The following is a 24,778-nucleotide window of genomic DNA, read 5'->3' on the forward strand; positions in this document are numbered from 1 at the left end:
TCAGGGCGTGCGGGTGCCCGGGAGGTCGGCGGGGACGAGGAGCTGGAGCTCCTCGGTGGACGGGTCGGTGAGGTGGGCGACGCGCATGGCGTGGCGTTCGACCATGGTCTCGAAGACCTGCCGGGCGGTGCGGCCGTTGCCGAAGTTGGGGCCGCGCTCCAGGGTGGCGAAGTGGTCCAGCAGCGCGCCCTCGGTGGCCTCGGCCAGCGCGTACTCGTGCTCGGCGCACTGGGCGCGGGCGATCTCCAGCAACTCCTCGGCGGTGTAGTCGGAGAAGGTGATGGTGCGGGAGAAGCGGGAGGAGACACCGGGGTTGGCGGAGAGGAAGCGCTCCATCTCACTGGTGTAGCCGGCCACGATGACGACCACCTCGTCCCGGTGGTCCTCCATCAGCTTGACCAGGGTGTCGATCGCCTCCCGGCCGAAGTCGCGGGCGCCGTCCTCGGGTGCCAGCGTGTACGCCTCGTCGATGAAGAGCACCCCGCCGCGCGCCCGGTCGAAGGCGGCGGCGGTGCGGATGGCGGTGGAGCCGATGTGCTCGCCGACCAGGTCCACCCGGGCGACCTCGACCAGGTGGCCGCGCTGCAGCACCCCGAGCGAGGCCAGGATCTCGCCGTAGAGCCGGGCCACCGTGGTCTTGCCGGTGCCGGGGGCGCCGGTGAAGACCAGATGGCGGCGGAGCGAGGGCGCCTTGAGCCCGGCCTGGCGGCGGCGCCGGCCGACCGCGATCAGGTCGATCAGCGTCCGGACCTCCTGCTTGACGGTGGCCAGGCCCACCAGCGCGTCCAGTTCGGCCAGCGCCTCGTCGGCCGGCCGGCAGTCCGGGATCGGGCCGATCGCCGCGGGTGCCGCCAACGGGGGCGGGGCGGTGGTCAGTTGGGCCGTTCTCGGGGCCGGCACCTCGGCCGCGGGGGCGGCCGGGGCGACATCGTCCGAGGTGCAGGCCTCCACCACCGGGCCGGGCTCGGAGAACTCGAAACCGGCCCGCTCGTTCTGTTCGGCCCGGCAGCGGATGAGCTGGGTGCGGCAGCCGTCGATGATGTGGAAACCGAAGCCCTTGCCGTGCGAGACCCGGCAGTCCTCGAAGGTGCCCCGGCCCTGCGCGGAGACGTACACGCCGGCGTCCGAGCTGGCCCGGACGGTGCAGTCGCGCAGCACCGGGTCGGCGCCCTTGGTGACGATGACGCCGGTGGCCACGTCGGAGATCTCGCAGCCGGTGAGCAGCCCGCCGCTGCCGTGGTCGCGGAACCAGAGCCCGGTGCCCGCCTCCTGGACCCGGCAGCCGGTGAGGGTCACCCCGGCACCGCCGCTGACCGACACCGCCGAGCTGCGGATCCGGCTGAACGAGCAGCCGTCGGCGGTGGCGGCGGAGTCGCGGTCCAGCACGAAGAGCGCGTCCGGCAGGTCGTGCAGCGAGCAGTCGGTGAGGGTGAGCCGGGCGCCGTCGCTGACCCACAGGGCCGGGTACTCCCCGGTCGAGCCGTGGATCTCGCTGGACTCGGCGACGGCCTCGGTGCCCTGGTCCCAGACCGAGAGCGCGCCGCGCCCGAAGTCCCGGACGGTGCTGCCGGAGAGGCTGAGCCGGGCCCGGCCGCGCAGGTCGGCGCCGTTCTCCGGCAGGTCGTGCAGCCGGCAGCCGGTCAGCACCAGCTCGGCCTCGCCGTCCAGGGTCAGGCCGTTGCCCGTGACCCGGTGGATCTCGCAGTCGATCAGCCGCCCGCCGGCCTGCGCCTCGGCCTGCACCCCGCTGCCGCGGATCTCGTAGATCTCGCAGCCGGTCAGCTCGGCGGCGCTGCCCGGGTCGGTGAGCAGCACCCCGGCGCCGGAGGCGTGGTGCACCCGGCAGCGCTCCAGCGCGGCGGTGGCGCCGCCGAGCACCGCAAGCCCGGCCTGCCCGGCGGCGGCGACCTCGCAGTCCTCGAACGCGGCCGCCGTGCCCTCGCCGCGCAGCCGCAGGCCGAGGCCCGCCGGGTTGGAGACCACACAGCCGCGCAGGGTGGGCCGGGCGCCGGCGGTGACCTCGATACCGCTGGCCGAGCGGGTCTCCACCCGGCAGCCGCTGAGCGAGGGCGTCGCCGCCGGGCCGGTGACCAGGACGGCCGGGACGGAGCTGTCGCTGCCCTCGATCACCAGGTCGCGGACGATGGCGGCGGACGTCACGGTCAGCGGTACCCCGCCCGGCGGGTCGATCCGTACCGTGCCGGGCCCCTGGGCCGGGACGACGGTGACCGGTTTGTCCAGGACCACGTTCTCCCGGAAGGTGCCCGGCCGGATCGTCACGGTGTCGCCCGGTTCGGCGGCGGCCAGGGCCTCCGCGAGGGTGTCGTACTCGCCGGCGCGGCGCCGCCAGCGGGATGCGCTGTCCTGGGTGACCCGGACCCTGTGCTCAGCCATGACGGTCTGTCGTCCCCACCTTCATCGAGCCGGCGATCAACGGGCCGTACGCGGGGGTGCGCGGGCCGCCCGCCCACCGTAGCGCGCTCGCGCGGGTGGTCCGCCCGCCCGCCGCCGTACGGGACCGCGGACGCCCGGTGCCCGGCACCCCCTTCAACGAGTGCGCGCGCTTCCGGTTCCGGCCCCGCGGGCGGCGGCACCCGGTGGCCGGACCAGGCCGTTCTCAGAGCAGGCCGTGCTCCGGCCAGTGCGCGCCCTCCTCCAGCACCTCGACCTCGTCGCCGACCCGCAGCGTGCCGAACACGTCGCCCTCGACCCCGGCCGGGCGCTCGGGGATCAGGTTCTGGCCGAACGCGGCCTTCTTCAGCAGTTTGTGGTGCCGGGCCAGGGTGCGGAGCGGCTCGGGGCCGCGCCGCTCGCCGCTCTCCTGGTCGGTGGTGGTGACCACGCAACGGCCGCAGGGCTTGACCACCTTGAAGGTCAGCTCGCCGATCCGGATCCGGCGCCAGCCGTCCTCGGCCCACGGCTTGGTGCCGGTGACCACCGCGTTGGGGCGGAAGCGCTCCATCGGCAGCGTCTCGTGGCCCTCGGGGTGCTCGGCGGCGATCAGCGCGTTCAGCTCGTCGAGCGAGGCGGTGGTGGCGAGCAGCAGGGGGAAGCCGTCGGCCATCGAGACGGTGTCGCCGGGCTCGGAGAAGTCCGGGTCGACCGGCCGGGCGCGCGGGTCGTCCAGGTGCACCAGGCGGTAGTCGCCCAGGTGTTCGGCGATCCACCGGTGCGCCTCCTCGGCGGCCTCGGCGGCGCGGAAGCGGGTGCCCCAGACCTCGACGTCCGCGAGCGGGGCGCCGGCGGTCACGGCGGGGGCCGGGACGTCGATCCGGGAGCCGTCGGGGGCGGTGAGGGCGAGTGAGCCGTCGGTGGCGAGTTCGGCGCGGATCTGGCCGAGCGCGGCGTTCTCCCGCTGGCTGACGAAGCGTCCGGAGGCATCGGCGAGCATCCAGCGGCGGTCGCCGGCCAGACCCCACGGCTCGACCCGGGCGCTGGCCGGGCTGAGGCGGTACATGGACTTGACGGGGTAGACGTGGAGACCGGAGAGCTGCATTCCTCCATCCTGCCAGCCCCGCCGGACGGCGGGCACACCCCCCGGTGCACCCCCCGGCGCACCCGCCGTGCCCCCGTACGCGCACGGACCGCCCGGACGCCGTGGGGTGGCGGTGGTCCGGACGGTCCGTGGATGACCCGTTTCTCCGTACGCCCGGCGCGCGGTGGTACGCCGGGTGGTGCTCAGGTGGTGCGGGTGCCGGCCGGGTGGGGGTCGGCCCATGGGGTGGTCAGCGGCTCAGTAGCCCTGGCCCTGCGACTGGTAGCCGCCCTGCTGGAACTGGCCGGGCTCGCCGTACGGGCCCGGGCGCTGCGGCTGCATCGGGCGGACCGGCGCGACGGGCGCGACGGCCGGGCGGAGCTGGGCGCCGCCGAAGCCCTGGTCGCCGCCCTGGCCCTGGTACCCCTGGCCGGCCGGGTTCGGTCCGGCGAAGGGCTGCGGGCCGCCGAAGCCCTGCGGGCCGCCGTGCGGCTGGCTGGCCGGGTTCTGCGGTCCGCCGAAGGGGCCGGGGCCGCCGAGCGGCTGGGCGCCGAAGGTCTGCTGCTGGCCGCCCTGGCCGGCGCCGACGAAGGTGTTCTGCCCGCCGAAGCTCTGGCCGCCGGACGGCTGGTAGCCGCCGCCGGTGGTCTGCGAGAAACCGGGCGCCGGCGTCTGCGGGCGCTGGCCGGGCACGTACGGCTGGGGGCCGCCGTAACCGGGGACGGGCGGCTGGGGCGCGGCGGCGTAGGCCGGCGCGGGCTGCGCCGGGAGGTACGTCGTGGCGGGGCCGGCGGACGGGGCGCTGCTCGGGCCGGGGCCGAGGGCGAGGCGGGCGGGCGGCAGCGCGGGGAGGTTGCTGCCGGTGCTCTCGTACCCGGAGCCGTACCGGTTCTCGTAGGACGGGCCGGCGCCCGGGCCGTACCCGGTGGACAGGGCCGGTGGCAGGGCGGCCGGCACGTTGATGGGCGCGATCTGGGGGACACCGCGCTCTGCGACAAGACTGTCGTAGATGGGCGTGCCGGAGGAGAAGGACGGAGAGGGGTAGCCGACTCCGTCGTAGGAGCGGGGCGAGGTCATGGGGCATACGGTAAGCCCACAACGCGCCTGCTGAGGAGAGCGGGAGGCAGTGCAGTTCGAGTGTTTACACAGTCTTCGCTCGCACAAAGGTTTCGAAAGTGGGAAGAACGGACATTCCGGCGGCGACTTCAGGCCAACCCGGAGCCCGTGCGGACTCTCGAACGCCACCCGGACACGGCTCGCGCGGGCCCGTGTGGTGACGGGCCGGTGGACGGTTCGGGCACCGCCGAAGAAACTTCTGCGGACAGGGCGTGCGCTGGCGCATTCGAGCCCCCGCCGAGGGCGTGACGGTGGCTCGTGAATGTTTCGGGAATAAAATTCCCGTGAAGGTGTTCGACGGGTGCCCGTGAGACGGAGCCGCAGGCCCCCGGCCGGACATCCTGCCGACCGGATGCGCCCGCAGTCCAACCGCGTTCACCCGAACCGCCCAACCGGGTGCGGCCCGTCAGACGGTGCGCAGACGCTCCGCGTACGGCTGGATCCGGGTCACCGCGCCGGCGATCCGGCGCACGGTGGGCGCGTCCGTCTGCGACCAGAGCGGGACGGTCAGCACCGAGGCGGCCGGCCGGTCGGTCACCGGCAGTGACTCGGCCTGGCCGAGATGGGCGTAGGCCCGCTGGCGCTGCACCGGCGGGTGGAAGTAGCGGCGCGAGCCGATGCCCTCGGCTCGCAGGACGGCGGCGAGCCGCTCGGCGGTCGGGCCGAAGGCGTCCGACCGACCCCCGCCGCCCGCGCCCGTCCCCCTCCCGCGATGCTTGCCGAGCCGCGACGTGCGGCGCAACCGCCTTGGCGATACTGGGGGCAGTCGGTGACCGGCGGGCCGTCGGGACCGGTCAGGCCCGGTCAGACCGGGCGCAGTCGCAGCGAGCGCTCGTAGAACTCGACCATCTGCGCGGACACCTGGTGCAGCGTGAACGAGGTCAGGAACCGCGCCCGCGCCGCCTTCGCCCGCACCCGGGCCGACGCCCGGTCGTCCAGCGTGTCGGTGAGCGCCGCCGCCAGCTCGGCCGGCCGCTCCGGCGTCACCAGCCGGGCGTAGTCCTCCGAACCGACCGTCTCGCGCAGCGCGGGCACGTCCGCGCAGACCAGCGGGACACCGACGCCCATCGCCTCCATCGCCGCACTGCCCAGCCCCTCCCAGCGGGACGGCGCGGCGAGCGCGTCGGCGGCGGCCATCAGGTCGAACACGTCCCCGCGCGGACCGAGGAAGCGGACGTTCCCGGCGGCCTCGGCGAGCGCCCGCAGCCGCACCGTCTCGGTGCCCTCGCTGCCCGCCAGCAGCAGCACCGCCTCCGGCTCCGCCCGCAGCACCGCCGGCCACGCCTCCAGCAGCACGTCCAGACCCTTCTGGTACTGCTGGCGCGCCGCCGCGAGCACCACCGGGACGTCCTGCGGCAGATCCAGCGCGGCCCGGACGGCGGCCCGGCGCTCCGGGGTGATGGTGCCCAGCAGCTCGGGGTCGCGCCCGCGCGGGACGACGTCGATCCGCTCCCGCGGCACCCGCAGCCGCTGCGCCATCGCCCCGGCCACATACCTGGTCAGCGCGTGGAACCGGCGGGTGCCCTGGGCCGTCGCCGCGTCCACCGCCTGCGCGGCCCGGACCTTCCAGGGGCTGAGCCCGCGCGCGTTGAGGTGCTCCGGGCCGTACGCCGAGTTCACCAGGCTGGACACCACCGGCGTGCGGGCCGACAGCGCGGCGGCCCGGCCGAGCACGTCCGACTCGTACAGGGTGGTGTGGACCAGCTCCGGCCGCCGTTCGCGGATCAGCCGGTGCAGCGCGGCGGCCGTCCGCCCCCGGGTGGCCCGGCCCACGCCGAACACGTCGGCCCCCGCCTCGGTCAGCTCCGGCTGGAAGCCCCCGGGTGACTCCTCGAGGTACGCGACATCCAGTTTCACGCCGGCCCGCACCAGTTGGGGGGCCATCGCCACCAGACCCTGCTCGGCCCCACCGACCCGGCTCACGCTGTCGATCACATAGAGCACATGCACAGGCCAACCCCCGCCCTCCTGGGCGCGGCCGGTCTCCCATGCCGGCCGGCACCCTGACTGCCGATCAGCATCGCAGGTGGCGGGCACCGCCCGCCAGGGATTAGGCCAGGCCGGTCCCACGGGCGCCGGGGCAGCCGGGGGCGGTCGACGGCGCTGGGGGCGCGAAACAAGGCGTACGGTCGCCATGCCCCGCGCACGACGGCTCGCGGTCGGCGCCCGCCAGGAGTACCGGCACCGGCGTACGGGCCACCACCGGGTTGCGCGAAGGGGCTGTAACCGCGCCGGGCGCTGTGCCAAGGTCGTTCCCATGCCCGACGCCGTGTCGGCCAAGACGGCCGGAACCCGCCCCCGCATCCTGCACGTGATCACCGACCCGCGCCGCCGAGGCGCCCAGAACCTCGCCCGGGACCTCCACCGGGAACTCCGCCGCCGGGGCCAGGCCTCCGCGCTGCGCGCCCTCGCCCCGCACCCCGACGCCCACCCCGACGCCCCCGACACCCGCGCCACCACCGTGCTCGGCCCCGGTCGGCTGCACCCCGCCACCCTGCTCGCCCTGCGCTCCGCCGCCCGGACCGCCGACCTCGTGCTCGCCCACGGCTCCGCCACCCTCCCCGCCTGCGCCCTCGCCCTGGCCGGCACCCGCACCCCGTTCGTCTACGTCTCCATCGGCGACCCCCGGCACTGGACCGCCCGCCCGCTGCGCCGGCTGCGCACCGGCCTCCTGCTGCGCCGCGCGGCCGCCGTCACCGCGCTCGCCGACGAGGCCCGCGCCGTTCTGCTCGACCGGTTCCGGCTGCCCGCCGCCACGGTCCGCACCATCCCCAACGCCCGTGCCGCCGACCGCTATCCGCCCGCCGACGGCGACGCCGACCGCCGCGCCGCCCGGCAGGCCCTCGGCCTGCCCACCGACGGCCTGCTGGTCGCCTGGGTCGGCGCGATCGCCCCCGAGAAGCGCCTGGACCTTGCCCTCGACGCCCTCGACCGGCTGCCCGACGTCCGCCTCGCGGTGGCCGGCGACGGCCCGGGCCGCGCCGCCCTGGAACGCCACCCGGCCGCCGCCCGCACCCACTTCCTCGGCACCCTCGCCGACCCGGCCTCGCTCTACCGGGCCGCCGACGCCCTGCTGCTGACCAGCGACAGCGAGGGCGCGCCCGGCGTCCTGATCGAGGCCGCGCTGGCCGGGCTGCCCGCCGTCGCCACCGATGTCGGCTGGGTCCGCTCGGTGGTCCGCGACGGCGACACCGGCGCGCTGGTCGCCCCCGGCGACCCGGTCGCCCTCGCCGAGGCGCTGGCCAAGGTGCTGGCCGGCGACCGCGCCACGCTCGGCGCCGCCGCCCGCGCGCGGGCCCTGAAGCACTTCGAACTCGGCGTGGTGGCCGACGCCTGGCAGCGGCTCTTCACCGACGTGTGGGGAAGAGGCTGACCGCCCGCCGAACAGGCCGGGCCGGGCTGCGCCGAACGGGCGAATCCCGGCCCGGCCGCCCCCGGGAGACTGGCCGGTAACGATCCGTCATCGACACACTGCCCGGTGTGAAATCGCTGCTGAGGTCCACCGTCCTGCTCGCCGTCGCCGCCGGGATCGCCGCGTCCCCCCTCCAGGCCGGCGCGATCACCCCTCAACCGCCCCACGAGGGCGCCCAGTACGTCCGCCTCGACCAGCCGCAGCCGGTGCGCGAGAGCACCCGCACCGAGGCGGTCGAGTTCTTCTGGTACGACTGCAGCCACTCCCAGCTCCTGGAACAGCCGCTCCAGGACTGGGCCGGGAGGCACCGGGCCGACGCCACCCTCCGCCGGGTGCCCGCCGTCTGGCCCGGCGACCCCCACGAGGGTGCCCAGCGCGGCCATGCGCGCCTCTACTACACGCTGGAGCGCCTCGGCCTGGTCGAGCGCCTGCAGACCACCGTCTTCCGCGCCGTCCGCGTCGACCGGGCGGACCTCACCACCGAGGCCGGCGCCGCCGACTGGGCGCTGCGCCAGGGCGTCGACCCGCAGCGGTTCCGCGAGGCGTACCGCTCCGCCGAGGTCCAGCGGGCCACCGACGAGGCCGCCGGGCTGTTCGTCCGGTACGGCGTCGAGGAGCTGCCCACCGTGGTCGTCCAGGGCGAGTACCGCACCTCGCCGACCAGGGCCGGCGGTGTCGAGGCCATGCCCGGCGTCCTCGACCACCTGGTCGAGCTGGAACGGCAGGGGTAGCAGGCCCGGCCCGGTCGCTGACCCGCCGCCGGCCCCGTCCGCCGACGCCCGGCGGCCCCTCGCCGGCCCGGAACGTGCGCCGGGGCCCGGCCGGACGACCCGGCCGGGCCCCGGACCTGATCACCTTCACCGATCCGACCCCCGACGACCACACCCTGTGCCAGGGTGGGCGCCGGGCCACACCGCCGCGGTACGGAACTGCCGTGGCGGCGGGCCCACTTCTCGATACCGGCGGTACCGGATAGGGCAGGGCTCCGTGGGGGGCAACGCGCGCAGCTCGTCGACGATCCCGCCCGCCGGGCGCGGCTCGGTGCCTGGGGGCGGGAGTGGGTGGCCGGCCGGTTCTCGCTGGACAGCGCCACCACCGCGTTCGAGGAGCTGTACGCCCGGGTGCCGGCCCGCCCCGCCGGGGCGGCGCGGATGACCAGCTGGCTGCGGGACCTGGAGCGGATGACCAGGTACGAGTTCACCGAACCGGCCGCGCTGCGGATGCTCGGGCGCTGACCGCACGGAAGGCGCTGGGAAGGCGCCGGGACGGTGCCGACGGCGCCGGCCGCTCAGTAGGTCCGGCCCTTCCAGGACGCCCCGTGACCCCGCCAGTGCCGCACCGCCGAGTCCACCGTCATCAGCAGGTACAGCGCCGCCGTGAACGGCAGCAGCAGCGCGGCCGGCGCGGGCCGGCGGTAGTAGCGGAGCATCGGCAGATACGTCCCCGCCATCAGCGCCCAGGCCGCGCCGCCCGCCCCGGCCACCGCCCACCGGGCGGTGGCCAGCCCGGCCAGCGTCGCCACCGGCGGCACCAGGTAGACCAGCGTCAGCCCCAGCACCGTCCCGAGCAGCAGCACCGACGAGTGCCGGAGCTGGGCGTACGCGCTGCGCGAGACCATCCGCCACAGCTGGGCGAGGCGCGGGTACGGCCGGACGCTGTCCACCTCCTCGGCCAGGCCCAGCCAGATCCGTCCGCCGGACGCCTTCACCGCGCGGGCCAGCGACACGTCGTCGATCACCGCGCCCCGGATCGCCGCCACCCCGCCCGCCCGCTCCAGGGCGTCCCGCCGCACCAGGGAGCAGCCGCCCGCCGCGGCGGCCGTCCGGCTGCCGGGCCGGTTGCTCCGGCGGAACGGGTACAGCTGGGCGAAGAAGTACACGAAGGCCGGGACGATCAGCCGCTCCCAGCCGGTCTCCACCCGCAGCCGGGCCATCTGCGAGACCAGGTCCAGCCCGTTGCTCTCGGCTCCGGCCACCAGGTCGGCCAGCGAGTCCGGGCCGTGCGCGATGTCGGCGTCGGTCAGCAGCAGGTACTCGGCGTCCGGCCCGGCCAGCTCCACGCCGTGCCGCAGCGCCCACAGCTTGCCCGTCCAGCCGGGCGGCAGCGGGGGAGGGGTGGTGACGGTCAGCTCCAGGCCGGCCGTGCTGGTGAGGCCCGAGGCGGCGGGGTCAGGGGCGGCGAGGTTCGACGCGACCGCGCCCGTGCCGTCGGAGCTGTGGTCGTCCACCAGGATCACCCGGGCCCGGCCCGGGTACTTCTGCGCGAGCAGGCTCGGCAGGCTGAGCGGCAGCACCTCCGCCTCGTCCCGGGCCGGCACCACCACCGCGACCGCGGGCCAGCGCGCGGGCGGCCGACGGGGCGGGAGACGCACGTCGGTACGCCAGAACAACCCGTGGCAGCACGCCAGCCAGAGCCAGACCAGCAGGGAGAGCACGGCGATCCACAGCAGGACGGTCACCCCGGCAGTCTGCCGCACCCGGGGCCCGGCGGGGCGGATCGACTAAAGTCTTGACCCGTGAAGATCGCACTGATGGACTCCGGAATCGGCCTGCTGGCCGCCGCCGCCGCCCTTCGGAAGCTGCGCCCGGACGCCGATCTGGTGCTCTCCTCCGACCCGGCCTCGATGCCCTGGGGCCCGCGCACGACCGAGGAGGTGACGGCGCTCGCCGTCGGTTGCGCGCGGGCGGCGGCCGCCCTCGAACCGGACGCGCTGGTGATCGCCTGCAACACCGCCTCCGTCCACGCGCTCGCCGCGCTCCGGGCCGAACTGGAGCCCGGACTGCCCGTCATCGGCACGGTGCCCGCCATCAAGCCGGCCGCCGCCCTCGGCGGGCCGGTCGCGATCTGGGCCACCCCCGCGACCACCGGCAGCACGTACCAGCGCGGGCTGATCCGTGACTTCGGCGGGGCGGCCAGCGTCACCGAGGTCGCCTGCCCGGGCCTGGCCGACGCCGTCGAACACGGCGACGACGACGCCATCGAGGCGGCCGTCACCGACGCGGCCGCCCGCACCCCGGCCGGTACGGCGGCGATCGTCCTGGGCTGCACCCACTACGAACTCGTGGCCGACCGCATCCGGGCCGCCGTGGCGCCCACCGCGGCCGCCCAGCTCACCCTGCACGGTTCCGCCGGCGCGGTCGCCGCCCAGGCCCTGCGCCGCATCGGGGACCCGGCCCGCCGGGGCACCGGCACCCTCACCGTCCTCCACGCAGGCCGCCCCGCCGCCCTTCCCACCGCCGCCACCCGTTACCCCCAGGGCCGTACCCTCGCCGCCCCGGCCCCGCTCCCGGCCGTCTGACGGGGGCCCCGGCCCGGACGAGGTCCTGCTACGCGACGGCCTGGCCGCGCCAGCGGCGGTAGGCGGGCTCCAGCCCGGACAGGATGGTGTCGAAGCGGCGGGTGCTGGTGGTGGAGTCGACCTGGAGGCGGCTGATCTGGAGCGGGTGGTCGGGGAGCCGGGGGCCCAGGCGGTGGTCGGAGAGGAACCCGAGGTGGTAGCCGAGCTCCTGCAGGACGGTTTCGGCACGCGGGTCGTGGCCGCCGTCGGGGTAGGCGAAGGCGATCGGGGGCTCGCCGAGCCAGCGGGTGAGGGCTTCGTGCGCGCCGGTGATCTCGGTCCGGACGGTGGCGTCGTCGCAGCGCCCGAGGCAGGGGTGCCCCTGGGTGTGGTTGCCGATCGCGACCCCGCCCTCGCGCAGGGCGAGCAGGTCGGTGGGGGTGAGCTGGTCCTGGCGGGGAGGCCTGCGGTCCGCGCTGACCCGCAGTTCCTGGAGGCTGCGCCGCCGGTCGGGGTCGGGCATGGCCTTGAGCCGGCGCAGCAGCTGCGAGGGGTGTCCGCAGTCGAGTGAACGGGCGCGCCCGCCGTGCCGGGCGAGGAAGTCGGCCTCGTGCCACCAGAACGGTCGTTCCGTCCCGATCAGCTCGGAGATCACGAAGGCGGCGGCCGGGATGCCCCGGTCGTTCAGCGCGGGCAGGGCGTGGGTGAGAACGCTGCGGTCGGCGTCGTCGAAGGTGACCAGCACGCTCCGGGCCGGCAGCGGACGGCGGTCCGCGACGGCCTGCCGGACGGCGTCCAGTGAGACGGGCGTGGCAAGTCTTCGCAGCCGGTCCAGCTGGGCGCCGAAGGACCGCGGGTCCGTCACGCCGTGATAGGCGAGCACGGCGAGCCGCTGGGCGGCGCGGGCCCGGAACAGGGGCTGGACGGGGGCGAAGCGCAGCCACTCACCTCGCCCGTCGGAGTGACAGCCCGCGGACTGCGCGGCGTGCCGCCCACCGCGCGCCCCGGCACCGCGCTGCTCGCGGGCCGCCGCGCCCGTCGCTGAGCGGGCCGGCGAGCGTGTGGACGCGCCGGACACCGGCTGGGCCGCCGCCCGTGGCAGCGGGCGAACACGCACGCCGGGCGCGGACCTGGCCGGGGCCGTCGAGGTCGACGTCGTGGACTGGGACTGCGGCACGGTTCCCCCTCGGTCGCCGATGCGGCGTGGCGGTACCGCCGGAGGACGGAGCCCGGCCTCCGACACCAAGGGCACGGCGGCTCCGCCCCCTGGGTATTCCGGTCCACGGCGGGGACTCCCAACCCGCACCGCGGACGGCTCCTGGATCGCTCAATGTAGTGGAGACCGATACGCCGCGTAGATGGTTGTACCGGACAGTCGAGGATTTTTCGCGCGCCGGAGGCGGGGCGGCCCCGGCCGCGCGCCGGAGTGCGCCCGACGCCGGGGCGGTTGCGGAGGGTGTCCGGGGAATCACTTCCCGCGGGCTGCCCCGGGCGCCCTCCCGGGGTACCTTGGGCTCATGGCAGATGCGGAAAGTGATCACTCCCACCCGCACGGCGCGACCAGGATGGCCCGCCTGTGGAGTGGTGGCGCGCTGGTCACCCACCAGATCCCGCTGGCGATGGTCGGCCTGGCCTGTCTGGCGGTGGGCATCGTGGTCGCGGTGGCGGTTCCGGACAGTGACGGACCGGCCTGGGCGATGGCGGTGGCCGGATGTCTCGGGGCCGGCGTGCTGCTGCTCGGCCGGATCGCGTTCGCCGTGCTGCGGTACCGCCGGGGCGCCACGCTCTGACGCGGGACGGACACCCGTCTCAACCGGTCGGATCGGCCGGTTTTCAGCCCATCCGCCAACTCCTTCTCGCCTCTTTCACGATTCCGGTCCACCGGCCTCACGGTTCCCCCTGCTGTGATTTCCGTCCGGTGCGTCAACTGCGCCGGATGCGGGGCCACTTGACGGCGCCGGGGAGGACGCCGCAGAGGGGGGCGATGAGCGGCACCGCCGCGCCCGGACCGACCGGAGCCGACGGAGGCATCCGCGCCCAGGTCAAGCGTCGGCTGGCGCGCCCGGCCGGGTGGTCTCCCCGGACGAGGCCGTCGACCGGATCGAGGCCGGCCGCCGGACCCCCGGCACCGTGCTCACCTTCGACGACGGCTTCGCGGACGTCTACGAGAACGCCTGGCCGCTGCTGCGCGAACGCGCCCTCCCGTTCACCGTCTACCTCGCCAGCGGCCACGTCGGCGGCGAGACGCGCTGGGAGGGCTCCACCGCCAAGGGCGCCGGCGCGCCCGCGCTCAGCTGGGAGCAGCTGCGCGAGATGACCGGCTCCGGCCTCTGTACCGTCGCCAACCACACCCGCACGCCGCGCTGCTGGACGGCCTCGGCGCGGTGCCCGCGGGCACTGATCGCGCCCGGGACCGAACTCGGCCCCGGCTGCCTGGTGATGGGCGGGGCGCACGTGTCCAGCAGCGTGCGCCTGGGCGCGCACAGGCAGGTCCACTACAACGCGACCGTCGGGCACGACAGCGTGCTCGGTGAGCGGGTGACGGTCTGTCCGGGCGGCAACGTCTCCGGTGCGGTGCTGCTGGACGACGGCGCGACCGTCGGCGGCAACGCCGTGGTGCTCCAGGGCCGCAAGGTCGGCGCGGGCGCCTTCGTCGGCGCCGCCGCCGTGGTCACCAGGGACGTCCCGCCCGGCGAGGTGGTGGTCGGCTCGCCGGCCGGACCCCGGCGCGCGCCCTCCGGTAGGGCGCGCCGGGCGCGTGTCGCGGTGGCGAGGACAGCGGGGCCGGGCAGAGCCGCAGGTCCGACGTGGACCGGTGGATAGGCTGCGGGGCATGGCCATTCCTCCGTTCCTCGCCGAACTCCGCTCCGTGGTCGGTACCCGCCCGCTCTGGCTCAGCGCCGTCGTGACCGTCGTCCTGGACGACGACGGCCGGGTGCTGCTCGCCCGGCGCGCCGACGACGGCCGCTGGGCGCTGCCCGGCGGCATCCTCGACCCCGGTGAGCAGCCCGCCGACGGCGCGGTGCGCGAGTGCCTGGAGGAGACCGGCGTCGCCGCCGTCCCCGAACTGCTCGCCTCGGTCGGCGTGACACCGGAAGTGACCTACCCCAACGGCGATGTGACGCGGTACGTGCTCCTCACCTTCCGCTGCCGGGCGGTCGGCGGCGAGGCCCGGGTCAACGACGACGAGTCGCTCGCGGTCGGCTGGTACACCCTGGACGCGCTGCCGCCGATGATCGACGAGGAGCACCAGCGGCTGCGCCAGGCCCTGGAGTGCCAGGGCGCGGCGTTCTTCGAATGGGAAGGCAGGGAGCGGCCGTGACCGGCCGGCTGGCCGAAGTCCCGCTGCGGGACGGCCCGGTGCGGGTCCGGGGCGCCCTGCATCTGGAGCGCGCCGAGCACGGTCTGCGGCCCTGGCGGCTGCCCGCCTGGACGGCCGGGCAGTTCCCGGACGGCGAGCTGCGCCGGGTGGCCGCCATGCCGTCCGGTGTGCGGCTGGCCTTCCGGACGGCGGCCGCGGTGCTCGAACTCGCCCTGTACGCCGAGCCGGAGTCGCCGTACCCCGGGGCGGTCGAGCTGTGGCTGGACGGCGTCCGGACCGACCGGGCTCCGCTGCCGCCCGCGGGCGGGCCCGTCGTCCTCCGGTTCGCCACCGGGGCGGGCGGTGAGCGGGAGGCCGAACTGTGGCTTCCCCAGTGGACCGCCGTCGAACTGACCGCCCTGCGCGCGGACGCCCCGGTCCTCCCGCCCCGGCCGACCGGGCGCCGCCGCTGGCTGCACCACGGCAGTTCGGTCAGCCAGGCACCGGAGGCCGCCTCGGCCGCCGACACCTGGCCGTGGATCGCCGCCGGGCGGGCCGGCGTCGACCTGCTCAATCTCTCGCTCGCGGGCAACGCCCAGCTGGACCCGTTCACCGCCCGGACCATCCGTGACCAGCCGGCCGATCTGATCAGCCTCAAGATCGGCATCAACGTCCTGACCAAGGCCTCGTTCCGGCTGCGCACCTTCGGTCCGGCCGTGCACGGCTTCCTCGACACCGTCCGCGAGGGCCATCCGGACTCCCCGCTGCTGGTGGTCTCCCCGGTGTTCAGCCCGCCGTTCGAACGGACGCCAGGCCCGGCGGCGTTCGAGGCGACGGAGACCGGCGGTCGGTTCGCGGCGCTCGGGGACCGGGCGGACGTCCCGGCCGGGGCGCTCACCCTGGAGGTGGTCCGCGCCGAACTGGCCCGGATCACCGCCGCCCGGGCCGCCACCGACCCGGCGCTGCACTACCTCGACGGGCTCGCGCTGCTCGGCCCGGCGGACGCCGACGGGCTCGTCGACCTGCTGCACCCGGGCCCGGCCGGGCACACCCTGATCGGCGAGCGCTTCGCCCGGCTGGCCTTCTGCCCGAGCGGCCCCTTCGCCGTGCCCTGAAAGCCCCGGCAGCCCTGCCCTCAGAGCGTGCGGAACCACTCCGCGGTCCGCTCCAGGCCCTCGCGCAGCGGCACCGGCCGGACGTCCGGAAACAGCTCGCGCAGCCGGGAGTTGTCGGCCTGCGAGTCCCGGACGTCGCCGGGCCGGGGATCGGTGTGGTCCACCTCGACCGGGTGGCCGAGCACCGACTCCAGCTCGCCGACCAGCTCCAGCAGCGAGGTACGGGTGCCGAAGGCCAGGTTCACCGGGTCGGCGTGCACCACCCGGCGCAGCACCGCCTCGGTGATCACCCGGGTGACGGTGCCGACATAGGTGAAGTCCCGGCTCTGGCCGCCGTCCCCGTGGACGGTCAGCGGCCGGCCGGCCAGTGCCGAGTCCAGGAAGGCCGGCACCACGGCGGCGTACGCGTGTCCGGCGGGCTGGAGCGGGCCGTACACGTTGAAGAACCGCAGCGGCAGCACGCCGAGCCCGTAACAGTGGTGGTAGGCCGCCAGATACGCCTCGGTGGCCAGCTTGCTGACCGCGTACGGGCTCATCGGCGCGGTGCGCATGCTCTCCCGTTTGGGCAGCTCGCGGTTGGCGCCGTACACCGAGGACGAGGAGGCGGCCGCCACGTACAGCCCGCCCGCCCGGCGGGCCGCCTCCAGCACCTCCAGGGTGCCGGTGGCGTTGGCGTGGTGGCTGGCCAGTGGGTCCGCCACCGAGCGGGGGACGGAGGGCAGCGCGGCGAGGTGCACCACCGCGTCGGCACCCGCGAACGCCTCGTCCAGCAGGGCGGGTTCCAGGATGCTGCCCTCGTAGAGCGTGGCGTCGAGGCCCGCCAGAGTGGCCTTGTTGCCGGTGGACAGGTCGTCCACGACCCGGACCTGGACCACCTCCGGGCGGGTCAGCAGGGCCCGGACCAGATTGGCCCCGATGAATCCGGCTCCGCCGGTGACGACCACGCGCATGGCTGAGGTTCCCCCCTGACAACCGCCCGGCCCGCTCGGCAGGCCCTGCGCCGATGGTAGCCGGGCGGTCACCCCCCGTGGGGTGGAACGCTCCACCCCGGCCCCAGGACGGCCCCAGGACAGTGCGGGACGCCCGGCGGGGCCGGGCGGACGCCGGGTTCAGCCCTTGTGCTGGCGGTAGGCCTCCTCCGCCGCGTCCAGGACGGCGGTCAGGTCGCCTCCGGCGGTGGCGGTCGCCACCGCGGCCACCGCGCCCTCCACGAACGGCGCGTCGGCGAAGCGGACCGGGAACGGCAGCCCGTGCTCGTCCGCGTCGGCGAGCAGGGCGCGCACGGTGGAGACCGCGCTGCCCAGGTCGGCGAGCACCACCACGCCATGGCCCTGGTCGACCCGGCGGGTGGCGGCGGCCACCAGCACAGCGCTGATGCCGGGGCCGGAGACCAGGTCGCCGCCGGTGCCGACGACCGGGGCGGGGGAGTCGGCGTCGACCAGGGCCAGTGCCAGGGCGCGGACGGCGGCGGCCAGCTCCTGGCTGTGCGAGACCAGGACGATCCCGACCCGGCCGTGCGCGGGCGGCCGGCCCCGCGCCGGCCGGGGCAGCGGGGTGCGCGTGGGTGGGGTGCGGGGCGCCGGAGGGTGGGCCGAGGGTGCGTCGGAGATGGGGATGACATCGGCGCGGGTGCCGTCCCGGCGGCTCATCGGCTGCTCCTGGGGGCGTTCGGTCGGGGCTTCCCACACTCTGGCAGCTGACCGCCGCCCCGGACTCCGGGACACGCCCCGGAGCCGCCCCGGCGGGGCTCCGGCGCGCCTCCGGCGGCCGGGCGGGATTCCGTACACCGGGCCTCCGGCCGGGCCGGCCGGGTCCGCGGGGCGGGCCTGCGGACCCGGCCCGGGCGGGGGAGCCCGGTCAACCGTCGGGGCGGTCCCGGTCAACCCGCTGACCGGGGCGACGCGGGGTGGTTAGGCTGGCCCCGACAAGCCGTCGGGAGGAGAGCAGTAGTGGCAGCCAACATCGGGACTGACGTGGAGACGGCCGGAGCGGCGCAGGAGTTCGCGCCGAGCGGGAAGCCGAAGGTGGACTTCACCGGGGCGACCTGGCTGTGCAGCAGCCAGGGTGTCGGGGACGTCCAGATCGCTTTTGTGGACGGTTACATCGGCATGCGGGACGGCCGCCAGGAGGACGGACCGGTCCTGGTGTTCACACCCGGGGAGTGGCGGGCCTTCGTGCTCGGCGCGCGGGACGGCGAGTTCGACCTCACCTGAGCCCGGGTCCGGGACGGACAGCGGCGGGCCCCCGGTTCGGGGGCCCGTTTCCGTGCTGCCCGCTTCCGGTGCCCCGGGAGGGCGTCTCCCCGGACGGGTGGTTCCTCGAACGAGTGGCTCCACGAACGGGTGTTTTTTGGCCGACCTGACTCGACTGTCCGTCAGATCGTCCCATCTGATCATCTTTTGAGCGTGCGCCGTCATAATTTCTGTTGACTGTTAGACAAACGCAGCTCAGAGTATGAGCACAGGCAGACGCCGTGCCCACCGCCCCCACGCGGCCAGACACGGCGCCTGCTGTGCGGCCCGGCAGCGCTGCCAGGCCTCCTCCCAGTCATCCCCTGCGCACCGGGGTGCGTCGGCCGGTCCCGGCCCACAAGGGGCCGGCAGTCGCCGGGAGGGTGGCGCCGCCGCCGAGAGCGACTCGGCGGCGGTACCGAATGCTCGGGACCCGCACGCCCCCACGCGGCGGCGTCCCGAGCAGATCCGCGGGAGCGACGGGCCGGGGCCCCGCGGACCTTGCTTATGTGGCATGGAACTGTTGGCTTGTGTGCTGTGCTGTGTGCGACGACGAAGCTGGGTGCTCGGCGGTTCGGCACGACGATGTGCACAGTGAGGGATACGCGTGTAGGGCCGCGTTGCGACAAGCCGTCCCCCCGGAGGGTGAAACCCAGAGCGGCTGTCGTGCTGAACCGAACGTAGCCCGGACGGTTGCTCAGAGTCAACATTGGTCTCTGAGCGTGGATCTCCGTCCGGCGCCCCACCCACCCTGCGAAGGCGGTGTGCCGGGCACGTACGATGTTCCCATGTCTTTTCTCCGCCGTCGCTCCGGACAGCCCGCCGGCCCGGACTTCGACGTGCTCGCGATGGAGCCGGGCGACTGGCCCGGTGACTTCGGTGCGGCCATGATGACCGGCCCGGACGGCTCCTGCCAGGGAATTTTCCTGCGCTACGACCTGTTCGGCGGCAGAGGCCCGGCGATGTTCATCGGCAACCTCCCCGAGGGCTCGCCGGCCCGCGACACCGGGGACGGCGTGCCCTTCGAGATCCGGCAACTGCTCGCGGCGCTGGAGAACGAAGAACCGGTCGAGTTCGTCTCCGCCGAGGACTTCCCGGTGATGCTCGGGGACGACCTCCTGATCGTGAAGAAGGTCAAGGTCAGCGAGGGTCGGGTGTTCTGCTCCCAGTTCGGGCGCAGCGACGGCGTGCAGGTCACCATCGCCTCCTGGGACCGACCGATTTCGGACGACCTCTACCAGCTGCTCAAGCCGCTGCCGGCGGACATGTTCCACCAGGGCTGATCCGGCCGCCCCCGGGCCGGGCAGCGGCCGGGGCCCTGGCCGCTGCTTGACGGTTTCGATCACGGCTTCGTACAGTCGCGAACATGTCGTGCCGTCTCCCGCTGCTGCTGACCCGCCGCAGCTATCTGGACCTGCGGCGCACCGCCAGCGCGGCGTGTCCGGGCCGCTGAGGGGGATTCGTCCCCGCGGCGGTGGGCGGGCGGCCGAGTGGCCGACGCCGATCCGGGGGCGGCGTTTCCGCTGGTCTCCCGGGCCGCCAACCGGTACCGCGCGCCCGTCCGGCGTGCCGCCCGCAGTTGCCGAGCCCACGCTGCCGCCCGGAGGCACCAGCACCATGACCACCATCGCTGCCGACCAGCCGTCCGTCGCCATCGCCCTCGCCGGGCTGCCCCGGGTGGTCGATCTGCTCGCCGCCCGCGCGGAGGAGCACGACCGCGACGCCACCTTCCCGTACCAGGGCATCGAGGCGGTGCACGAGGCCGGGCTGCTCACCCTCACCGTCGCCCAGCGGTACGGCGGCGCGGGCGGCACGCTCGCCGACACCGTCCGGGTGCTCGCCCAACTCGGGCGCGGGGACGCCTCGGTGGCCGTGGTCACGGCGTTCACCCTGCTCCAGCACGCCGAACAGGCCCGGGTGGCGAACTGGCCGCCGGCCGGCTACCGGAGGCTGCTCACCGAGTCCCGGCGCGGTCCGGCGCTGGTCAACACCCTGCGCGCGGAGCCCGGTTCGCAGAGCGGGGAACCGCCCGCCACGGTCGCCAGGCGGGACGGCGACGGCTGGCTGCTCAGTGGCCGGAAGACGTACTGTGCCGGCGCGGAGGCGCTGGCCTGGATGGCCGTCACCGCGCGGACCGACGAACCGGTGCCCCGGGTCGGCACCTTCCTGGTGCGCGGCGAGAGCGAGGGCATCGAGATCGACCCGACCTGGGACCAGCTCGGCCTGAGGGCCAGCGCCAGCCACGACGTGGTGCTGGACGCCGTCCGGGTGCCGGTCGAGCTCGCGCTGGGGCTCACCGGGCCGAAATCGGGCGCGAGTTCGACGGTCGCTCCGGTGTCCGGCGCGGTACCGCCCGGCGAACTCACCCGCGCCTGGCACGATCTGGCTCTTTCCGCCGTCGCCGTCGGAGTGGCCCGCTCGGCGCAGGACTGGCTGGTTCGTTTCCTCAAGCAGCGCACCCCGGCCAACCTGACCGAGCCGCTCGGCAGCCTGCCCCGCTACCGCTGTGCGCTCGGCGAGATCGAGGCCCAGCTGATCGGCGCGGAGGAGCTGGTCGGCGGACTGGCCCCGCGGGTGGACCGGGCCGACCCGGAGGCGGTGGCCCGGACCGGACCGGCCCATCTGCTGGCCACCCGCGCGGCCGTATCGGCCGTCCAGCAGGCGGTTTCGCTCACCGGCAACCCCGGTCTGAGCCGGCGTCATCCGCTGGAGCGCTACCTGCGGGACGTGCTGAGCAGCCGGGTGCACTTCGCCCCGGACGAGGCCGTCCTGGACAGGGCCGGGCGAGCCGCCCTGGAGCGCGGTACCAGGGCCTGACGCCCCCTGGCCCGAAACCCCCCTTGGGGGGAGCCGGCGTCGCCTCAGCCGACGCCGGCTCCGGTCCATGTCCCGCCCCGTCCGCGGCCGCCTCAGCGGGTGCCGACGGCGGCCCGGACGGCCCGGCGGGCCAGCGCGGCGTCGTCGTACAGCCGGCGGATCATGATCCGCTGCTCCTCGCCGGCGCCCGGCACGTCGTACAGCCGGATCTCCCGCATGAGCACCAGCACCAGGTTGACCAGGAACGCGTCCCGGGCCATCGTGCCGCCGCTCTGCGCGAGTTGGCTGATCTGGCGGCGGGCGGCGGTGTCCCCGGAGAGCACGCTCCACAGCACCGCCAGGTCGTAGCCCGGCAGGTACCAGCCGGCCTGCTCCCAGTCGACCAGCACCGGCCCGGACGGTGCCAGCAGCATGTTGCTGAGCAGGGCGTCGCCGTGGCAGAGCTGGAGCGGGGTGTGGCTCAGGCCGTGCAGCAGCCCGCGCAGATCGCCGGCGTCCCGGTCGGTGAGCTGGCCCACCGAGTGGTACCGGGCGATCTCCAGCTGGTAGTCCATCCTCGGCTGGAACACGTCCGTCGGCGGCCGCCACAGGTTGAGCGTGCGGACGGCGGTGAGCAGCGCCCGTACCTCGCCCGGGGTGGGCGCGTTGACGGGGTGGCGCTCCCGGGCGGCCGGGCGGCCGGGCACGCGCTCCATGACGAGCACGCAGCGGTCGTGGTCGGCCGCGACCAGCCGGGGCAGCCGGACCGGCGGACGGTGCCGGACGAAGGCCCGGTAGACCGCGACCTCGTGGTGGAAATCGGCCACCAGCTGCTCGAAGTACTCACTCCGCACCGCCTGCGGGGCCAGGCACTTGGCCACCACCGGGGCCCGCCCGATGGTGCCGGCCACCAGGATGTGGCGGCTGCCCTCCCGCAGGACCTGACGCGGGGTGAACGCGGGACATATCCGCGCGACACCGGCCAGCGCGGCCCGCACCGTCGGGGTCTGCAGCGCCGCCGGGTCGATCCGCTCGGCCGTGCCGGGCTGGCCGGGCCGGTGCGGCCGCAGCAGCCGGCCGTCGGTCGGGCGGGCGCCCGGGATCCGGGCGCCGGGCGGCAGGACGGTCTCGGGGCCGCGCAGCCCCAGCGCCGTACGGCCGGCGTGGCCCCGCGCGTCCGTGGACCGGCCGTCGGCTCCGCGCGGGGCGGCGGGGCGGCTCGGTGGCGGCACCTGCTTCGGCCCGGGACGGCCCGCGGCTGCGGTGGGGGGTCGCAGCGCGGTGCGGGCCGCGGTCGGCGTAGGGGTGGTCGCTGAGGAGTACATGGGGTGAGGGTGGTCCCTTCCTGTCCGTCGGGCGGGTGTGCCCCGCGGTGCGGGGGAGGGCCGGTGCCGCGAGCTTTCCTGGCGTGACGGCGGCCCTTGGGCGGTGCGGTGGGTGGAACGCGGGCGCCGGGCACGGACGCGGGGCCGGAGCCCCTGCGGCGAGGTGCCGGCCGTCCGCACCCTGGGGAATGCGGTCGGCCGGACTGCCGTGGCCGTGCCCGGCGCCCCCGCGCCACCCGGCCGCGCCACCCCCTCGGGTGAGGACCGGGGACGCCCCATGACACGGGCGGGGGAATGCCCCGACCGGCCCTGGGACGCCGCCCGACCCGAGGGGCGAGGTGGCGCACCTCTACAACACACCCGATCGCCACTGGTTAAGAATGTGGCGGACCCTGGCGAAGCATGGCGAATACTCGCCCGGCACCTGACGGAGCCTCTAGCCTCGAACCAGCCGAGGAACCTGGGGGCTTCACGTGAGCAGGGGACCCAACACCCGACTCGCCGATCTGTTCGTCCTGACCGGATGGTCCAAGGGCGAACTCGCGCGGCTGGTCAACCGGAGGGGTGCCGCGATGGGACAGCAGCAGCTGTCCACCGACACCTCGAGGGTGCGGCGGTGGATCGAGCACGGGGAGATCCCGCGCGATCCGGTGCCGCGGGTACTGGCGTCCGTGTTCACGGAGCGGCTCGGCCGTGTCGTCACCACTGAGGACCTCGGTCTGGAACGACACCGGCCCACCAGGACCGGAGCGGCGCAGTCCGCAGCAGTGCCATGGGAGCCGGATCGAACGGCCGCGGTCCTCACCGAGTTCACGGGAATGGACCTCATGCTGAACCGACGTGGATTGGTGGGTGCGGGTGCCGCGCTCACGGCCGGGGCGGCCATCGCCGACTCCTTGAAGGGCTGGCTGGGCGGGGACGCGGTCGCCTACGCGGCCTCGGTGCCGGGCCCCCGCCAGATGATCACCCAGGGCGGTGTCCGCCCGGTGGTCGACGTGTACGACGCGGGCCCGGTCGGGCTCGACGAGGTGGAGGCGCTCGAGCGCTCGGTCCAGGTGTTCCGGGCCTGGGACGCGGCGCGCGGCGGCGGACTTCAGCGCAAGGCCGTGGTCGGCCAGCTCAACGAGGTGGGCGGGTTGTTGACGCACCGCCACAGTCCGCCGGTGGAGCGGCGGTTGTGGCTGGTCGCGGCCAACCTGGCGGTGCTCGCCGGGTGGATGTCGCACGACGTCGGCCTCGAACCGACCGCCCAGAAGTACTTCATGATCGCCGCCGAGTCCGCCAAGGAGGCCGGGGACCGCCCCCGGGCTGGCGAGGCGATCTCCCGGGCCGCCCGGCAGATGGTCCACCTGGGCCGGGCCGACGACGCGCTCGACCTGATGGCGGCAGCCAAGGCGGGCGGTGGCCGGGCGCTGCCCAGGACCCGGGCCATGCTGAACACCGTGGAGGCCTGGGCACACGCCTCGATCGGGCACTCGCAGGACACCTGGCGGCTGCTCGGCGAGGCCGAGGAACTGTTCGCCGAGGACGTGTCCGAGCCACCGCCGTCCTGGATGCAGGTGTTCGACGAGGCCGAGCTGCGCGGGATGCAGGCGCTGGTGCTGCGCACCCTCGCCGAGCACGACCCGGTGGCCGCCCCGCAGGCCAGACAGCAGGCCGAGCGGGTGATCAAGCTGCGCGAGGGCACCGGACAGCTGCGCTCGGCGCTGTTCGACCGGATCACCCTGGCCTCGGTGCACTGGATCACCGGGGAGCCGGACGCGGCGGAGTTCCAGGCCAAGATGGTGATGAACCTGATCGGCCAGAACTCGTCCCACCGGACCTGGGACCGGCTGCGCGAGATGTACCGGCTGACCGCCCGCTACCGCGGCGTGCAGGTGGTGGACGAGCTCCGGGCGGAGCTGGGGCGGGAGTTGCGGGTGGCGGACGCCAAGCACCGCCCGAAGCTCGCCTGAGCCGGCCTCCGGCCCGGGGCCGGTACCTTCGCCGGCGTGTCCGGTGCTGTCCGGTGTTCTCCGAGCCGTCCCCGGCGGGTCCGTGGCGCCCGGCGGGTCGGGGTCAGACCGGGGTCGTCCCGCCGTCCTGACCGGCCGGCCGGAGCAGCATGCGCAGGGCGGTGACGGTGCCGTCCGCGCCGAGCACGGGCTCGCCCGCGTACTCGACCGTGCCGTGCCCGCCGCCGGGCCGGCGCACCTGCACCGTGCCGACGGCGCAGCGGCCGTGCACCAGCGCGTCGGTCATCATCCGGCGCAGCATCGGCCGGTCCGCCGCGTCGAGCCGGTCGGGCAGCCGGTCGAGGCTGAGCGGACCGTGTCCGGGGTCACACCCGAGCAGCCGGAACGTCTCCGCCGACCACCGGACGTCGTCGGTGAGGAGGTCCCACTCGGCCGAGCCGATCTCGGGGCCGGGCGGCGCCTGCGCCGTGCCGTCGGTGCCCGTCGCGCCGTCCGTCCCGCCCCCTGCCGGGCCCTTCGCCGGGCCGCCCGGCCCGGCGGGGGTGCCGGGCGGGCAGGGATCGGGGGCGGGGGCTGGCATGCTCATGGCGGCTCCATCGCTCCGAGGGTGGCGGGGTGCCGGGAAGGCCGTCGGGGGTGGTGAAAAAACTGTCGCACAGCCGCGTCACCCCTGCGGGGGATTTGAACAGATCCTGGCAAAAGTCCCCCGGCATATGCCAGTAAGGCATCGGGGGCCGTCGCCCTGTGTGCGGCGACGTGCGCGAGGCGGTAACCT

Annotated in this window: 23 protein-coding genes; 12 read left to right on the plus strand and 11 right to left on the minus strand. The window is 75.4% G+C overall.

Going from position 1 to position 24,778, the window contains the following annotated elements; all coding sequences use genetic code 11:
- From AB0P06_RS24040 to AB0P06_RS24060, 5 genes are all read right to left on the minus strand, one after another.
- Positions 1–2,394 (minus strand): right-handed parallel beta-helix repeat-containing protein, encoded by a 2,394-nt coding sequence (locus AB0P06_RS24040; protein ID WP_363610567.1) that lies wholly within the window; start codon positions 2,392–2,394, stop codon positions 1–3.
- Between the two features lie 223 nt (positions 2,395–2,617).
- Positions 2,618–3,496, minus strand: coding sequence for an MOSC N-terminal beta barrel domain-containing protein (locus tag AB0P06_RS24045; protein ID WP_363610569.1), 879 nt, complete (start codon positions 3,494–3,496; stop codon positions 2,618–2,620).
- A gap of 237 nt (positions 3,497–3,733) precedes the next feature.
- Entirely contained in the window at positions 3,734–4,552 is an 819-nt protein-coding gene (locus AB0P06_RS24050) for a DUF6643 family protein (RefSeq protein ID WP_363610571.1), read from the minus strand.
- Positions 4,553–4,997: 445 nt separating this feature from the next.
- Positions 4,998–5,333: a DegT/DnrJ/EryC1/StrS family aminotransferase gene (locus AB0P06_RS24055; RefSeq protein ID WP_363610573.1), complete on the minus strand. Its 336-nt coding sequence runs from the start codon at positions 5,331–5,333 to the stop codon at positions 4,998–5,000.
- 62 nt (positions 5,334–5,395) lie between these two features.
- Positions 5,396–6,526, minus strand: coding sequence for a glycosyltransferase family 4 protein (locus AB0P06_RS24060; RefSeq protein ID WP_363610575.1), 1,131 nt, complete (start codon positions 6,524–6,526; stop codon positions 5,396–5,398).
- 322 nt (positions 6,527–6,848) lie between these two features.
- Between AB0P06_RS24060 and AB0P06_RS24065 the strand changes: the two genes are divergently transcribed.
- From AB0P06_RS24065 to AB0P06_RS24075, 3 genes are all read left to right on the plus strand, one after another.
- Positions 6,849–7,964 carry a glycosyltransferase family 4 protein gene (locus AB0P06_RS24065; protein ID WP_363610577.1) on the plus strand — a complete coding sequence of 372 codons (1,116 nt, stop codon included), beginning with the start codon at positions 6,849–6,851 and terminating at the stop codon, positions 7,962–7,964.
- A 107-nt stretch (positions 7,965–8,071) separates the two neighbouring features.
- Complete coding sequence (locus tag AB0P06_RS24070) at positions 8,072–8,734, plus strand: thiol:disulfide interchange protein DsbA/DsbL (RefSeq protein ID WP_363610579.1); 663 nt, start codon at positions 8,072–8,074, stop codon at positions 8,732–8,734.
- Between the two features lie 330 nt (positions 8,735–9,064).
- Positions 9,065–9,238, plus strand: coding sequence for a hypothetical protein (locus AB0P06_RS24075; RefSeq protein ID WP_363610581.1), 174 nt, complete (start codon positions 9,065–9,067; stop codon positions 9,236–9,238).
- Positions 9,239–9,291: 53 nt separating this feature from the next.
- Here the strand turns inward: AB0P06_RS24075 and AB0P06_RS24080 are convergent, their stop codons facing one another.
- The gene (locus AB0P06_RS24080; protein WP_363610583.1) at positions 9,292–10,461 is read right to left on the minus strand and encodes a glycosyltransferase; all 1,170 of its coding nucleotides are present in this window, start codon (positions 10,459–10,461) and stop codon (positions 9,292–9,294) included.
- A gap of 57 nt (positions 10,462–10,518) precedes the next feature.
- Here AB0P06_RS24080 and AB0P06_RS24085 point away from each other — a divergent pair, with 57 nt between their 5' ends.
- On the plus strand, positions 10,519–11,301 hold the full coding sequence (locus tag AB0P06_RS24085) for an aspartate/glutamate racemase family protein (RefSeq protein WP_363610585.1): 783 nt from the start codon (positions 10,519–10,521) through the stop codon (positions 11,299–11,301).
- A 28-nt stretch (positions 11,302–11,329) separates the two neighbouring features.
- Here the strand turns inward: AB0P06_RS24085 and AB0P06_RS24090 are convergent, their stop codons facing one another.
- Positions 11,330–12,457 (minus strand): polysaccharide deacetylase family protein, encoded by a 1,128-nt coding sequence (locus AB0P06_RS24090; protein ID WP_363610587.1) that lies wholly within the window; start codon positions 12,455–12,457, stop codon positions 11,330–11,332.
- Between the two features lie 340 nt (positions 12,458–12,797).
- Between AB0P06_RS24090 and AB0P06_RS24095 the strand changes: the two genes are divergently transcribed.
- The 4 genes from AB0P06_RS24095 to AB0P06_RS24110 all read left to right on the plus strand — a co-directional run bounded on the left by AB0P06_RS24095 (position 12,798) and on the right by AB0P06_RS24110 (position 15,696).
- Entirely contained in the window at positions 12,798–13,070 is a 273-nt protein-coding gene (locus tag AB0P06_RS24095; protein ID WP_363610589.1) for a hypothetical protein, read from the plus strand.
- Between the two features lie 280 nt (positions 13,071–13,350).
- Positions 13,351–14,103: a polysaccharide deacetylase family protein gene (locus tag AB0P06_RS24100; RefSeq protein WP_363610591.1), complete on the plus strand. Its 753-nt coding sequence runs from the start codon at positions 13,351–13,353 to the stop codon at positions 14,101–14,103.
- A gap of 10 nt (positions 14,104–14,113) precedes the next feature.
- A complete protein-coding gene (locus AB0P06_RS24105) occupies positions 14,114–14,602 on the plus strand; it encodes an NUDIX domain-containing protein (RefSeq protein ID WP_363610593.1) in 489 nt (162 codons plus the stop codon).
- Complete coding sequence (locus AB0P06_RS24110; RefSeq protein WP_363610595.1) at positions 14,599–15,696, plus strand: lipase; 1,098 nt, start codon at positions 14,599–14,601, stop codon at positions 15,694–15,696. The genes AB0P06_RS24105 and AB0P06_RS24110 overlap by 4 nt, the downstream gene beginning before the upstream one ends.
- Before the next feature lie 20 nt (positions 15,697–15,716).
- On the opposite strand, the gene AB0P06_RS24115 is transcribed toward AB0P06_RS24110, so the two are convergent.
- Positions 15,717–16,646, minus strand: a complete 930-nt coding sequence (locus AB0P06_RS24115; protein ID WP_363610597.1) for an NAD-dependent epimerase/dehydratase family protein — start codon at positions 16,644–16,646, stop codon at positions 15,717–15,719.
- 159 nt (positions 16,647–16,805) lie between these two features.
- Positions 16,806–17,246, minus strand: coding sequence for a PTS fructose transporter subunit IIA (locus AB0P06_RS24120; protein WP_363610665.1), 441 nt, complete (start codon positions 17,244–17,246; stop codon positions 16,806–16,808).
- Between the two features lie 423 nt (positions 17,247–17,669).
- On the opposite strand from AB0P06_RS24120, the gene AB0P06_RS24125 reads away from it, so the two are divergent.
- The 3 genes from AB0P06_RS24125 to AB0P06_RS24135 all read left to right on the plus strand — a co-directional run bounded on the left by AB0P06_RS24125 (position 17,670) and on the right by AB0P06_RS24135 (position 20,744).
- Positions 17,670–17,909, plus strand: coding sequence for a DUF397 domain-containing protein (locus tag AB0P06_RS24125; protein WP_363610667.1), 240 nt, complete (start codon positions 17,670–17,672; stop codon positions 17,907–17,909).
- A gap of 806 nt (positions 17,910–18,715) precedes the next feature.
- Positions 18,716–19,210, plus strand: coding sequence for a hypothetical protein (locus AB0P06_RS24130; RefSeq protein WP_363610599.1), 495 nt, complete (start codon positions 18,716–18,718; stop codon positions 19,208–19,210).
- 334 nt (positions 19,211–19,544) lie between these two features.
- Positions 19,545–20,744, plus strand: a complete 1,200-nt coding sequence (locus AB0P06_RS24135) for an acyl-CoA dehydrogenase family protein (RefSeq protein WP_363610601.1) — start codon at positions 19,545–19,547, stop codon at positions 20,742–20,744.
- Between the two features lie 92 nt (positions 20,745–20,836).
- Here the strand turns inward: AB0P06_RS24135 and AB0P06_RS24140 are convergent, their stop codons facing one another.
- On the minus strand, positions 20,837–22,048 hold the full coding sequence (locus AB0P06_RS24140; RefSeq protein WP_363610603.1) for an aminoglycoside phosphotransferase family protein: 1,212 nt from the start codon (positions 22,046–22,048) through the stop codon (positions 20,837–20,839).
- 473 nt (positions 22,049–22,521) lie between these two features.
- Between AB0P06_RS24140 and AB0P06_RS24145 the strand changes: the two genes are divergently transcribed.
- Entirely contained in the window at positions 22,522–24,003 is a 1,482-nt protein-coding gene (locus AB0P06_RS24145) for a hypothetical protein (RefSeq protein ID WP_363610605.1), read from the plus strand.
- A 103-nt stretch (positions 24,004–24,106) separates the two neighbouring features.
- Here the strand turns inward: AB0P06_RS24145 and AB0P06_RS24150 are convergent, their stop codons facing one another.
- Positions 24,107–24,589 carry a hypothetical protein gene (locus AB0P06_RS24150; RefSeq protein WP_363610607.1) on the minus strand — a complete coding sequence of 161 codons (483 nt, stop codon included), beginning with the start codon at positions 24,587–24,589 and terminating at the stop codon, positions 24,107–24,109.
- Between the last annotated feature and the right edge of the window lie 189 nt (positions 24,590–24,778).

It is taken from the genome of Kitasatospora sp. NPDC088351 (assembly GCF_040685575.1).
Lineage (GTDB): Bacteria > Actinomycetota > Actinomycetes > Streptomycetales > Streptomycetaceae > Kitasatospora.